10 protein-coding genes are annotated in these 14,291 nt (G+C 39.3%); 6 read left to right on the forward strand and 4 right to left on the reverse strand.

What is annotated here, in order from left to right; genetic code table 11:
- The first annotated feature begins 282 nt into the window (after positions 1-282).
- Genes ACUJFL_RS17360 through ACUJFL_RS17375 form a run of 4 tightly spaced genes read left to right on the forward strand, consistent with a single transcriptional unit; the run spans position 283 to position 6,467 of the window.
- Entirely contained in the window at positions 283-738 is a 456-nt protein-coding gene (locus tag ACUJFL_RS17360) for a hypothetical protein (protein ID WP_445425654.1), read from the forward strand.
- Complete coding sequence (locus ACUJFL_RS17365) at positions 725-3,244, forward strand: hypothetical protein (RefSeq protein ID WP_445428124.1); 2,520 nt, start codon at positions 725-727, stop codon at positions 3,242-3,244. The genes ACUJFL_RS17360 and ACUJFL_RS17365 overlap by 14 nt, the downstream gene beginning before the upstream one ends.
- Complete coding sequence (locus ACUJFL_RS17370; protein WP_445428125.1) at positions 3,241-6,006, forward strand: tyrosine-type recombinase/integrase; 2,766 nt, start codon at positions 3,241-3,243, stop codon at positions 6,004-6,006. Before ACUJFL_RS17365 ends, ACUJFL_RS17370 begins: the two co-directional genes overlap by 4 nt.
- Positions 6,003-6,467, forward strand: a complete 465-nt coding sequence (locus ACUJFL_RS17375) for a hypothetical protein (RefSeq protein ID WP_445428126.1) — start codon at positions 6,003-6,005, stop codon at positions 6,465-6,467. Before ACUJFL_RS17370 ends, ACUJFL_RS17375 begins: the two co-directional genes overlap by 4 nt.
- Here ACUJFL_RS17375 and ACUJFL_RS17380 read toward each other — a convergent pair.
- Positions 6,462-7,214, reverse strand: coding sequence for a hypothetical protein (locus ACUJFL_RS17380; protein ID WP_445425658.1), 753 nt, complete (start codon positions 7,212-7,214; stop codon positions 6,462-6,464). The two genes, ACUJFL_RS17375 and ACUJFL_RS17380, sit on opposite strands and share 6 nt — an antisense overlap.
- Before the next feature lie 426 nt (positions 7,215-7,640).
- Here ACUJFL_RS17380 and ACUJFL_RS17385 point away from each other — a divergent pair, with 426 nt between their 5' ends.
- Together ACUJFL_RS17385 and ACUJFL_RS17390 are read left to right on the forward strand one after the other, a co-directional pair.
- Entirely contained in the window at positions 7,641-7,895 is a 255-nt protein-coding gene (locus ACUJFL_RS17385) for an AbrB/MazE/SpoVT family DNA-binding domain-containing protein (RefSeq protein ID WP_445425659.1), read from the forward strand.
- Positions 7,895-8,248: a type II toxin-antitoxin system PemK/MazF family toxin gene (locus ACUJFL_RS17390; protein ID WP_445425660.1), complete on the forward strand. Its 354-nt coding sequence runs from the start codon at positions 7,895-7,897 to the stop codon at positions 8,246-8,248. The genes ACUJFL_RS17385 and ACUJFL_RS17390 overlap by 1 nt, the downstream gene beginning before the upstream one ends.
- 136 nt (positions 8,249-8,384) lie before the next feature.
- Here the strand turns inward: ACUJFL_RS17390 and ACUJFL_RS17395 are convergent, their stop codons facing one another.
- The 3 genes from ACUJFL_RS17395 to ACUJFL_RS17405 form a co-directional block, all read right to left on the reverse strand.
- On the reverse strand, positions 8,385-8,606 hold the full coding sequence (locus ACUJFL_RS17395; RefSeq protein ID WP_445428127.1) for a hypothetical protein: 222 nt from the start codon (positions 8,604-8,606) through the stop codon (positions 8,385-8,387).
- 641 nt (positions 8,607-9,247) lie between these two features.
- Positions 9,248-12,541 carry a bifunctional diguanylate cyclase/phosphodiesterase gene (locus ACUJFL_RS17400; RefSeq protein ID WP_445428128.1) on the reverse strand — a complete coding sequence of 1,098 codons (3,294 nt, stop codon included), beginning with the start codon at positions 12,539-12,541 and terminating at the stop codon, positions 9,248-9,250.
- A 91-nt stretch (positions 12,542-12,632) separates the two neighbouring features.
- Entirely contained in the window at positions 12,633-14,186 is a 1,554-nt protein-coding gene (locus ACUJFL_RS17405; protein ID WP_445428129.1) for a methyl-accepting chemotaxis protein, read from the reverse strand.
- Between the last annotated feature and the right edge of the window lie 105 nt (positions 14,187-14,291).

A 14,291-nucleotide genomic window follows, 5' to 3' on the forward strand; every position in this document is an offset into this window, starting at 1 on the left:
TTGATAATATATTCATAGAGTTTGCAAATGACATTTGCGGAAAATTCGCGCAAAAGTATAGGTTTATTAGATGGTCAGATGGTCACTGGTTCACAACTAGTAGTTTATTAAAAGCTAGACTGAATGACTGTCCCTGAGTTTGTTAGGAAGCCAGTGGTAATAGATGTGGCTTTTTACATCAAATACAAGAAATTGAAGAAATGTAGGCTTTTTGCCTTGATGATGCTAAAAATTTATTGTTATATAGCTTGATATACCACTCATATTAACAATAGGCCTTAATTGATAACAGCATCGATTAAACTTTCTGACATCACTGATTATCATGAAGAAATTAAGGGGCTTGCCTCTAAAACCTCATCGATAATGTATTTATTAGGGCCGAATGAGTGCACCGAACTTCTCGTTAAAAACCTATTAATTTTACATCCACTTCATTTAGTCAAAACCGAACTCGGTTATTTGCTAATTGCAGGTATTCGCACCTTTGAAATGGCCAAGCTGTTATTAAAAGAAGACCAAGTGATCAACTGCTGTTTGCATGATCTGGATGAACTGTCTCAGCCTGAATTATTTAACCTAGCACTTGCGGATATTGCAGGTTCATTACGCTTATTTAATTGCGCAAAAAATCCAGAAAAACAGACAAAGCAGCTGTTTGAAAATATTGGCCACGACAAAGTCAAAACACTGTTTAAAAAACTTACCAGTAAGCAAAAAATCGATGTCAGAAACTAAGATCATTTTTAACTATGGACATGTTCTCTCATCGCTTAACATACCCGTTTCACAGGAGAATAATAATTTTCTTAATTTTATTAATTGCCCAACTAATCTGCTTCGACTCCATGTTGTTCTAAAAAATACGATTGCCTGTTTATCACAAAAATTAATAAGTGAAATTGAGAATAACCCGATACTGAAGAGTCAAGCTTCTGGCTATCTCAATACTGCACTAAAGCTATTACCCTTGGTTGAGCAAGCTACCCATAATTCCTCACTATTTGCAGCAGCAATTGGGGCTACCCAGCCTGAGAAAGCTTTAAGAGGCGTCATCAGCAAAAATCCTCTTTATACCATGTTGTATACAACGGATAGCCAAGAAAAAAGTGCCGTACTTGAGTTTCATCAAACAATTCTTTTTATCCAACCGCTTGTCGCAGAAGCTCGTAAATCAAATATAAAAATAGAATTTAAAAACAGCGATTTTATCAGGATGAGTATCGGTTACCGACATCTGATTAAGTCTGACATCGTAACACAACGTCTGAGTACCTCTACCCGAAGAGCGAATACAGTTCAACTTTTACACGTTTTTCTTGATATGCTTGCAGAAGAACTAAGGGCTGAGTTATCACTTCCTTCCGCTTCAAAAGAACTTAAATCGCTCCGTAAAGACCAAAGCAATCCACTCCATGACAAGTTGCTTATCTATGATAATGCTAAATACGTCCGACGTGTAATTGGCTTGATCCGTGGTTCACCTATTCAACGCCGAAATGTTGGCCGAAAAACAAGAACCCAGACTCGCTCGAAGACTGTTAGAGAGAGAATAGGTAACACGATCCTGACCCCATTTACGTTGGCAGAGCTTGATGATGAAGAGCCTATTATTTATGGATTAATAGAAGCCACACAAGAACCTGATCCTGAAGCCTTATTATCAGGCGAAGTTGTAGACGAGGATGATACTGGTACTTTTGTGATTATTGACGAAAGCATCCCTCTAGAATCTTATGTTCATGAGTTTCATCAACGGCGTGTATCAAATGACACCCTTAAAAGACTTGAGAGACAAAACAACTATGTTCCATATAGTTTGCAGTTGTTGTCACCGCAAGAAATCCAAAAACTCATGTTTTTTTTGGCGTCAGAGCAACATTCGCCACTTGAACAGATCCAACAGATCGTTTTAATGTGTATGTTTTTTACTGCGTCCCCGCTCGAGAATGCCATTGAATTACGTGTTGTCAACGAAATAAAAGATAACGCTACTGACACAAATATCACCTATGACCTGAGTAATCATCATTGGATCATTCCTGCTTTCGACCTAAAATATAAGACACATGAAAAAACAAGTGACTGCTTAAAAGTCGCAAAATACTTAAGACTTCCTGCAAGTCAATTTTGTGCCGCCACATTTGAACGTTTTAGGAAAAGCAATTTATCAAGCGAATCAAAAATTGTGGGCTTTGAACTAGAAGAACTTAAACCCACTTTACAAGCAACTGTCGATAAAACCATACAAGGCAAACAAGGAGGATTAGCGCGGATCAGTAACCATATGCTCATTATGTCATGTCAGATATATGGTCAAGCAACGACAACCCTTCTTTATAACAGGGCGCCGCCAGGTAGTATCGCCAGAAGTTATTACACTACTTTATCAACACAGACTTTAAAAAATCGATACACCAGTCTGCTTAAATTGTTAGCGCCCATTATAAAAGGTGCGATCCAAACACCCACTCAAATTATCGTAAAAAAAAGTAACCAACAAGAACATATAGGCTCACAATGGCATCCTGATTATACCGTTATTCAAAAATGTATTGAGACCCTGAAAACAAACACTATTAAGTATTCAGAGCTTTGGGCAGACTATCGGCAATGGTATGATTTTCATAACCTTTTTACACTTTATGTGCTGTTCTGTACCGGTTTGCAAACAGGTCTCAGACCGCTTAAAACGCCTATTGTTGTACCTGAAAATATTATTTTGCCTGCAAAAGTTTTTATTCGTCGCGAAAAAAGTCAGTCTGATGAATTCAATACTCGCTACATTCCTCTGGTTAATGAAGTTATTGAGCAGATGCAGCATTATGAAGAACATCTACTAGCCGTAAAAGGACGCCTGATCCGTTTAGGAACACCTGTAAAACAGATACCCAGACTTTTTTTCTTAGAGATTGAGCCAACCCAATCTGATAAGTTGAAAATAGTCCCATTTTCTGTAAGTTCCTATGATAAACAATTGTCTCATTACATAGATGCGCCCGTTAATTCAAACAGAAGACTACTCAGAGTTTTCTTGGAAGACCCCTCATCGATTAAGTCAACATTCACTCCAGTTCCTCATGAAATTATTGATGCTGTATTAGGCCATGCCAATATCGGCGAACAATTTTGGTCTTCAAGTTCAACACTGAGTATGCGTGCAATTTATCAAACCATCGAGCCATACATAACAGAGTTATCAAACATCCTTGGGATCAAGGTTATCCAAGGAATGCCATCATGAAATACGAAAAACTAAACAAAGTTGTCCGAACGGAGCTGAGCAACCTTAATCTAAAAATTAATGAAAAAAATATATGTATCCTTTCAGAGCAGGACTATGACCAGATATTTTGGACTTTGCTTAAAGCAGAAAATAACCCGTCAAAGTCAGTTAAAAAAGTTAAATTCACCGCACAATTAAATAGCTATGTAGACAGCAATCGAAGTTCGTACAGTGCGGACTTCCTGATTAAAAATCCGGCAAAACTCATTCGTCCAAGCCCCCCCATCCGCGAGGACAATATCAACGAAATCCAAGAGGTTGTTTCGTTCGATACTTTTTTTATTCAAAGTCTTGAAATGCAGGAGCTTTCAGATGAAGCGCTCTTTGGCAGACTACTCTACTGTGCCGTTCGACATGGTGGATTATTGAATCAATCTCATTTAAATAGCTTTTTGTCCCTGCTTTATAACAAGCAATTACAATCTGCAAAAGGCTTGATTTGGTTTGAATTACGAGGCTCTGCAAATGAACCTTACAACTGGACCCCTGATAACCTCACAGTACTTCTTATTAAGCATTGGTATAACACTCAAGCATGTTTTGAAATCATAAGATCACCTGAGCACTATCTTCGTAGGTTCTTACTACTGAATCCAGCACAAACGAGGACTAATATTAAATTAAGCTGGCTATTTAGAGTGATTAATAGTCTGCTCTATTTGTCTTTAACACCTTTTTCACTACCACTTTTAACGGGTAAAGAGATTAACCTTACACTCAAATTACAACCTCTTTTAAGGCTGATAAGTGAAAAAACACCACCACTTTCAATTGACCATGCACAACCTGAAGAGTCGTCGAAAACGCATGCGATCCCTAGCATTACTCAAGAATCAACCAACAGCAAAAGCTTCTTAAATTCAAAAGCACTGTTAACCTCGGTTAAGCAGCAACTGAGAGAATACAAAAAAAGAAAACATAATGACGCAGAAAGTCATAAAAATCCCAATAAATCAATGTCGCTTGCAAATGCGATTAAAAATGAGCCGATGCTTAAGGAGAATAATATTCTCCCAGTGACAAAGCTTTTAGTTGAATGGACACATAGCCGTTTAACAAGACAAAGCAGATGGTCGGGAAAACTCAAACCATCAACACTGTTGTCATACCTTGGATCAGTAGCAATTCCTCTTCAAGTACATATCGGTTATCGAGATCCACTCAATATGTCTATCGATGAGTTAGAAGATATCTATTTACTGATCATTGATGCGGGCAAAAACACTGCGGTAAAAGCTAGAAGGGCTAAAATTCTCAGAGATTTTCATATTTTGTTAGAGCTCGACTATCAGGTTAAGCCTTGCTATATCTTTCAGAGTTTTATCGTCGCAGGTAATAAAGACCAAGCCAATCTTGTTGATGCAAACATATTAATGCCTTGGGAATATGATAATGCTATAGATTTTTTACAACAATCGGCCGAAATCACAGGACTTTTTGATCTGAAACGAAAAGCCGTATCCGTCTCATTAATACTAGGATTTCGCTGCGGTCTGCGTCGAAGTGAACTGTTATTTTTAAAACTCAGTGATTTGGAATGGAGTATCAGCAACGAGAATACGATACCAAACTTGGCAACGTTGATCATTTGGCCATCGCAAGCGAGAGAACTAAAAAGCATATCCGCAAAACGGCGCTTGCCTATTGGCCACCTGCTAAATGAACAAGAAAAAAATATTTTTGCTGATTATTGCACTGAAAGACTCAAGTTAGGATTGGAAGATTCAGAGTTTTTATTTTATTTCGGTGATAAATCGCCGCTATTCTCCCGAGATGCGCAAGGTGTGCATGCCAACCATCTTTTTATGCCTCTTACAACGCTACTACAACGTGTTACTGGCGATAATACTTTTCGTTTTCACCACTTAAGACATTCATTTGCAACTTGGTTGTTTTGGTATTGGACTGCCGATATTCATAAATTTAGCCACCCGATCCCTGCCTTACAAAAACATCCTACCTTTAAACATTTAACGGATGCCAAAAACCATATTTTTAATCGAAATGAAGATCAACCAGCAAGAAACACCTTGCATACAATCAGTTCATTCATCGGTCACTCAGGTCCATCAATCACACTTTGCCACTATATTCATAGCGCACATTGGATTATCTGGTCTGATCTACAGCAACAATTACCCGATTTAACTGATAAAGCAAAAGCTACGTTGTCCGGTTTCACTACTCGGACCCTTTACAGAGAAATAAATAAAAAAGAACACAGTAGTACTTATTTTGATGGCTTTAATCGTTTTATCCAAAATAAGTTGGCTGAACATGTAAGCAATATCTATCCTGAATCCATTGTTTGCACTGACTCGTGGCTAACGCTGTCACCAAATACCATTGCGCCGTTGACACAAATCACGCCAACCGCTATTGATGAGTTGCTGATCTACGATGCTCTTTTGCAACATGTTAATAATGATGTAAATAGAACAACCTGCATAAAAAACTACAATATTGATGAAATGCTTTTTGACAAAGCAATTGCAAATGTGCACTACTTTTTTAGTCAACAGCAAAGCCCTCACAAGTACGGAAAAGTCAAACTCAGATTCAAGAACAGCTCACGTAGAGGCTATATTGGCTCTCAAAAAGTAAAGAAAGTCGCTGTTGATAAACTGGTAAAAATACCTAAGCAAGAGAATATACAACTCGTTATTGGTGAAATATTAAACAGATATAATGTACTGCCCGTTGATGACCAAAAAAAGTGATTTTAGCTGCGAAATATATGGTGGACTTCTGTGATATTGAATGGTCTGATCTTCGATTCCGAAAAACATCATTGCCTGACACTGATGGCGAAAAGTGGCTAAAGCTGTGGTATGAGGTAATTAAATTAATCAGCATAGATGATGATTATATTCAGAATGTTAGATTAACGCTGGTCTGTCGCTATCAGTTTGATAGTGAGGAACGTCAATACTGGTGGGACCATTGGACAAAGGAACTGCCTAACTTTAACCGCGATGACCGCTATGATCCCAAATACCCCAAAACAGCTGCAATTCATCTAGATATCATGAGTAGGCTAGAAACAGAGGATTGGTTAAATATAAAAGAACTCAATAAAAATGAGCCTATCCAAAAACGTAATCGCCCTCCTGCACTTCAGGGATTTCGCCTAGCGTTTTATATACTATTTTTTATACATCATGATATGGATGAATTATGAACCAGTGAGCTTATTTTTTAAGAGGAATGAAGTATTTTGGTGAACGATTAAAATGCCTGCTTCTTCTGAAGCCATCAAATTAAACGCTGAGACATTGCCAAAATTAACATGTTTAGTATTTAGCCACTGCAAAATTTCTTTTCTATCTTTGCCATAGAATTTTTCCAAATTACTTTGAATTAGCAACAGTAAATGAAGCCTATCCCGATGAGCCGCAGTGAAATAATTATTGAAATCATCCTCACTCAATGGCCCCATATTAGAGTGTCCAGTCACTAACAAAGCCGCTTGTTTAGCTGATAAACTCCACATTGGGGCAATATTCTGTAAAAAAACAACATATGCTCTCCAGTACCTTTGCGAAGGGATAGTAGAATAGTCTGGAATTTGATCTTTCTGAACAACATTTACATAGTGTCTTTCAGTTCGTAATTTGCCAATATAGTCTGCTAATTTGTAAATATGATTTATATCAGCAAGATAATCGTCAAGAGACAATACCTGTGTATTTTTTTTATTTGGGCACCAAATAAACGAATTACCCTCAATGAGCACGAAATTAAGGCTGAGCTTTTGACTAAATACATTTAATTTATATAAAGTTGCTTCAGGACCATCTCGCTCATAAACTACCAGAAGTTGATATAGCCTCTCTTTGTTAACATAAGATTCATACTCCAAAATCACCCAACTTGAAAGTTGCCATGCCACATCAGACTGAAGTTGAAATTCATCTAAGCTATCCAAGCGACACCTTATAATTGCTTAACTATAAATTAAGTTACTGAATAGATTTAATTAAGTCAAATCAATATCAACCGATAAGGGCCGAAGATCACCGACGAGTAAATCGATAGCAGAGTACCGTCTTTTAACACAAATTTATAAACGGATAATTCTTACGCTTGCTGCTGTTAACTGAGACCATAACGCAATTTAAACGTGAACATTTAAGCGGCAGGCTTAGAAGTTTATTCGGTAAAGCCTGTAGACAATAACTTTTGAAACTATGACTTTAAAGTTGAAAACTTTTTAGAATTTAAATGAGAATCGTATTAGCTCAATATCAAAGGCAGCTGAGTTAGCTTTTAAGTTATAACAATGTTGACACCGCGGTTAAAAGGTATACAATCAATTTCGTTATAACAATGTACCCACTTTTGAGGTTGAAATATGCGGACTCAAGTACGAAAAATTGGCAACAGTCTTGGTAACATCATTCCTGCTGCGTTTATTCGTCAATTTGGCTTGGTTGAAGGGGCTGATATTGAGGTTAAAGCTGATGGAAAGAAAATCACTATTGAACCTATTCAGCGCCAAAAGAAACGCTTCCCGTTTAGCGAAAAAGAACTTCTAAACGGCTTAGATGCTCATACGGCACATGCTGATGAATTGGCTGTTGTCTCTGTTGAGGAGTTAGGCGAGTAGTGGCGCAGTACATTCCTAAACGCAATGACATTATCTGGTTAGATTTTGAGCCAGTGAAAGGCAAAGAGATCGGCAAGTACCGTCCAGCTCTTGTCCTTTCAAGTAAAGAATACAATCAGCAAACAGGGCTACTTATCTGCTGTCCGATTAGTACCAGTATTCGCGGTCAAGCTACTGAAGTACCAGTAAAAAACCTTGAAAAGCCTAGTGTTGTTACCTCAAGTTTGATTCAAACGCTCTCTTGGAAAGACCGTAGCGTGAAGATGATTACTACCGCTGAAAACGGTGTGATGGAAGATGTTTTGTTAAGACTTATCCCGTTAATTGGGGCTGAGTCTCTATTTGAAGAATAACAAGGGAAATTTGGACTTATCAGATTGGAAACGCCACCTTCCAGAAATGTGGAGCTGATGAAATGTTTCACAAGCAAGTCAGCCACCTTCCTACATCAACAGCTTTTGGATCTACAAACACTCAGGTAACTGTGATTTAAGGCGCTAAGTGTCCACTAAAAATTAAGTGGATACTTAAATCAGAACACCAACCTGAGATCGCCGGACGCTTACTAATTACTGGTTTTAAGTGAAAATCATACCAAGTTTTTTGGTTAACTGCTCCGGAAGTATCGTTATTGCAAGGCTTAAGTGAAAATCCTACTAAATTATTAGTCGCATAAACCACTCTAAAACCAGCGACATTGTTGGCCTTCATTGCAAAATCCTACTAAATAATTGTCGCTCCAACCGTCCTGCAAGCTTTATAAATACTGGCTTTCACCGAAAAACCCTACTAAATTGGTATTGCTTAAATCGCTCTAAAACACACGCCAATACTGGCCTATAATGAAAAATCCTACTAAATTGTTGCCGCGAACTTGCCCTGAAATCAATACCGACTCAGGTAAGGATGACACTAATAGCCAGGGCTCTTTTTAAGAGTAATTTCAGTCATTCAATAGCTTATGCCTTTTACCGACCAGAATGGCGCGAGTTTAAAAGCATTGAGCATGAGTCAGCACCGTTGAGCCTAAATGTTTAGCGTAGCAGAGTCATTTTTTTATAAAGTGCGTTAACTGTAATATGCTCTGCTTATTACGGCGCACCAGCGAATTACAGTCTGAGCGTCAACTACCAGTTCTGATACTGTACGCCACTGCAAGAAAAGCCTTAGTGCAACAGTCTCGGTGAGGACAATTACCTTACCGAGACTAGAGCATGGCACTAGACTGGTTAGTCGCTACGAGCGAAAATCGGATATTTTCCACGCGCGATTGTGGATGTTTAAATGACCGCTTTCCATAATATTGTAGATAAGTAGTTCAAAATTATCTCGATAAACAACTCAAATGGCGCTTAAATTTTCAGCTGTTGTATTTGACAAGGTTTTCCGTACAAATAGCCTTGATAGGTGTGACACCCCATACTCTGCAATAACGCGCGCTGCGCTTCTGTTTCAACTCCCTCAGCTATGACTTGCAGCTCCATTGAATCGGCTAACGTTATAACCGCCTGAGCAATGGCCCTATCATTACTGCTATTGATAATATCTCGTACAAATCCTTGGTCAATTTTTAACTGATTTATTGGCAATTGCTTTAAGTAAGATAAGGATGAATAACCTGTACCAAAATCATCGATTGAGAAAGCCACGCCGTGTTGCTGCAACTCTTGCATCTTAGCTTTAACATCGGGGATATTATTTGCGAGCAGCGTTTCCGTAATTTCCAACTTAAGTAACTGTGGATTTGCACCTGAGATTTCTAATGCATTGAAAACACTCTGAACAAAATTATCTTTGCTAAATTGAACTACACTTATATTAACCGCAATGCTAAGATGTTGTTTTTCCGATTCTAAAGACCATTTTGCCAGAGTAGCGCAAGCTTCTTGTAGCACCCACTCGCCAATGGGCACAATAAGACCGGTTTCCTCCGCTAAGGGGATAAATTGCAATGGTGACACCATTCCTTTTTCTGGGTGTATCCAACGCAACAACACCTCAACACCAATACACTGCTCCAGATGATCGACCTGTTTTTGATAGAAAAGAACAAATTGCTGGCCTAGGATTGCAGCGTATAAGTCGCTAATAATTGTTGCTCTTGAGCTTACTGCGACTTGCATTTGTGGGTCAAAAAACTGCACACCATTTCGGCCAGCATATTTAGCCTTGTACATAGCCATATCAGCTTGCTTTAACAAATCTTCTTTTGGAAGGTTCCCATTATTAAAAAGTGTCACACCAATGCTAGCAGAACTATTGTAAGTCAGACCGTCAAGATTATATTCCTTCGCTAAATTATCCATGATTTTTTGCGCAAGTCCTTCAGCCTGGTTCGCTGCTAATGTTGGATCATGACTTAAATCTGATGCAATGATAACAAACTCATCGCCGCCTAAACGCGCTACTGTATCACCTTGTGTAACTGAATTGACAAGACGCTCAGCTACCAGACACAACAGTAAGTCACCTTTATTATGACCAGCACTATCGTTGAGGTCTTTAAAGTTATCCAAATCAAGAAATAGTAACGCCGAGAAATTATTTGTACGAGCGCTATGGTTTATAGCTCCCGCCAATCTGTCCAACAACAGACGTCGATTAGGCAAGAATGTCAGTGGATCATAAAATGCTAGCTGGTGAATTTCATGTTCACGTTGTTTACGCTCAGTGATATCCCTGACAACACCGATAAAGTTTACTTCTCCAGCCATTTGAACTTCAACAACTCCAAGTTCAATGGGAAACATAGAACCATCTTTATGCAAGGCCTCAAGCTCGCGAATACGTCCGGTAATGTTGCTTATGCCACGTTCAATGTAATTTGATAAGTAACTATCATGATGCTCCCGATGAGGCGACGCCATAAGCATGCTGATATTTTTTCCAAGCGTTTCATATTCCGTATAGCCGAAGATTTCCTGTGCCGCGTGGTTAAATGTCAGAATTTTACCACGACAATCAATAGTAATAATGCCATCAAGTAAGCCTTCTACAACGGCCTCCATCTGCCGTGACTTATCACTAAGCGCTCTTTCTGCAATTATTTGGTCATTAATATCAAAATGCGTACCCAATAACCATAGCGCTTTGCCATCATATGTCCTTGAAGAAACACGCCCTCTGGTATTTATCCATATCCATTGACCTTTTTTGTGTTTCATACGAATATTGGCTTCATAAATAGGTATAAGGCCTGACGCGTGCTTTTCGAGAACAGTTACACAATAAGCTAGGTCGTCAGGATGCGTTAGCCTCTCCCACATGACTCTGTTTATTGGTAATAACTCAGAAAGTGTGTAACCCAGTAATGCGGCCCATTTATCATTGATAATCAACTCGCCTGTTTGAATATTTAAATGCCATGTGCCTATATTGTTAGCGTCTATTACGGCCTTAAGTAAGTTATCACTGTTTCGAATCAGTTCTTCATCCTGCTTCTCTTTTGTAATATTTGTTTCAATTGCAATATAACCGCTCAAACTACCACTTTCACTAAACAGCGGATTACAAGCTATCCTAACCCAGTAGGAATTTTGCGCTTTTGAATAATTTAAAATATCAACGTTAAAGCCGTTCTGTTGAGCAAGCGCTTCTCTCATTATTGCAACAGTGGCAGGGTCAGTATCTAGCCCTTGTAATAACTCCCCTGGTTTTTTACCCTGCATTTCTTCAATGCTATACCCTGTAAGAGAGGAGAAGGCCTCATTAATCCATACAACTCGACCTTTTACATCTGTTATTACCACGCCATTGGTAGTCTGCCTTACAACTTCAGAGAGACGCCTTATCTCTGACTGTGCTTCAACCTGTGCCGTGGTATTACGAATCACGACCAACACCTCATTATCATCAATCTTTTTATACCGCGCTTCGAACGATTGATTTGACTTTTTAAAAGTGTAGTTATGATGAATCACATCATCAGTAGAAAAGGCTTGCCTAAGGCAAGCTACAAGTTCATGACCTAACTCATTGGGCAGTACCTCAAGGACAGTATGCCCCAAAATGTCTTTTTGAGGTTTAAGTAAGTCAGGATGCTCTTTGCAAACTAAAAAACGACAGTTTCGATCAATGACAAATACCATATCTGGTAGTGTTGCCAGTATTGAAGCTGTTCTTGCCACGCCTTTTAAAAATTGTTCTTGAAGTTGTTCTTGATCTACTTTGGCGATCTCATGCTCTACCATGTCTGCAAATGCGCGTAGCTCTTTCTGCTCTTTTACTGAAAAGTCTCTGGCAGCTGAATCAATTAGACATAGGGTGCCAATAGGTTGCCCGCTAGGCTCTCTTAAGGGAGCTCCAGCATAAAAACGAATATGTGGCGCTTGGGTCACTAAAGGATTCGATGCAAAGCGTTCATCTTTTGTTGCATCTGAAACGATTAAAATGTTCTCCTGCAATATCGCATGGCCACAAAATGAGATATCCCGGCCTGTTTCAGATACGTCAAGCCCCACTTTTGACTTAAACCATTGTCTGTCATTGTCCACCAAAGAAATAAGGCATATTGGCACCTTAAATACAGACGCGGCTAATCTTGTAATGCGATCAAATCGCTTCTCTGCAGGTGTATCCAGTAGATTAGTCCGCTTTAATGCAAGTAAACGAGCAGCTTCATCAACAGGAAATTCAGGTGCGTTCAAAACGTTACTCCAATAATTTACTGCTCAATCGAGTATTATCAATTGTACTGCAATAATGCTTTGTTTAAGTAAGGTTACTGAGTTTGAAAGGCTAGCGCTTAAATCGCACTACCAGCTCATGGAGCTCATCAGCTATCTTGTTCAAATAAATAATGGTCTCTGAAAGTTGCATCGAACTGTCATTACTCAAATCGGCAAGTGTGGAAATGTTAACAATTTGACGGTTAATGTCTTCAGCAACATGGGCCTGCTCTTCCACTGCAGCAGCCATTTGGGTTGACATAGAGGCGATTTGACCTATTGATTCTGAAATGCCGCTTAACATTTTGCCACTTTCAATGACATGGGAAAGCCCTTCTTCCGCATCAACAGCTCCAGCGTCGGCGACTTTTACTGCATCACTGGCCCGATAGGTTAACTCGGTGACGATACCGTAGATTTCTTTTGTAGACTCCTGAGTACGCCTTGCGAGATTTCTAACCTCATCTGCAACTACCGCAAAACCCCGCCCTTGCTCACCAGCACGAGCAGCCTCAATAGCCGCATTAAGCGCAAGTAAATTGGTTTGCTCTGCAATCTGTTCAATGATTTGCGCAGCACTGGCAATACGAGCGGTCTGCTCCGACACACCACGAACAGAGTTACCAATTTGTTCTACGGTCAATTTTAGCTTTTGAATAGAACTTCGGGTGATATTTGCTACTTCGTTACCTTTAAAAGCGAGCTGATTAGCGGTATCAGCTTGCGTCGCCGTATCACTGACGTGCTTGGAAACTTCTGCAATGGTCGTCGACATTTCGTTCATTGCGGTGGCAACTTGCATCGTTTCTGATTGCTGACTTTCTATATCTTTTCTCGTTTTTGCTGTGAGCTCCGCGCCTTTTTCAGACTCTTGGGCAACGACAAGTGCTGCAGTTTCAATGCGGGTAATCACAGTGCCTAAATGCGCTAGCTGACTCAAAATGGCGACTTTTAGCTTACCTAAATCACCTGTTTCATCAGTGTAACTTTGTACTGCAAGTTCATCTGAAAATGCATGATTGAGCATCTCGTTTAATGCATTCAGGGTTTTCTTTCTATTCAATGAGACCCAAAAGGCAAAGATACTGACAGAGATAAGCAAAACTCCCTCAGAAAACTCTTTGAAACCGAAGCCAAATAAACCAGCACAAATGGCGATAGATAAGATTAAAAAAGCATTTTCTACTGATATGGGTAAAGCGGCGCGTTTCGTCTTGCCAGCATTGATATCACGATACAACTTAGCAGCTCGCTCAACGTCTTGTCTTGAGGGGCAGGAGCGCACTGACTCATAACCGACCACCTTACCGTTCTGTGTTACTGGCGTAACATAAGCGTTTACCCAGTAAAAATCGCCATTTTTACAACGATTTTTCACCAGGCCCATCCAAGGTTTTCCTGCCTTAAGGTAGTGCCACATTTTTTTATAGGCTTCTGGTGGCATATCAGGGTGCCTGACCATATTGTGAGGCTGCCCGATTAGCTCGTGCTTTTCAAAACCACTGACTTCAACAAAGGCATCATTACACTCAAGAATAGTCCCTTGAGTATCCGTCACTGAAATTAGCTTTACATTACTGTTAAGCGTTTTCTCTCTATCAGTAACCGGAAGATTTTTACGCATGAATGTCCCTTATTACAGAGTATTGAAATGCCTAAGTAAATTGTAATATGCAGTGTTATCCAAAAATAGACAGTAAGAGAGTGAGATTTTCTGCTGCATCAATAT

It is taken from the genome of Alishewanella sp. HL-SH05 (assembly GCF_052655985.1).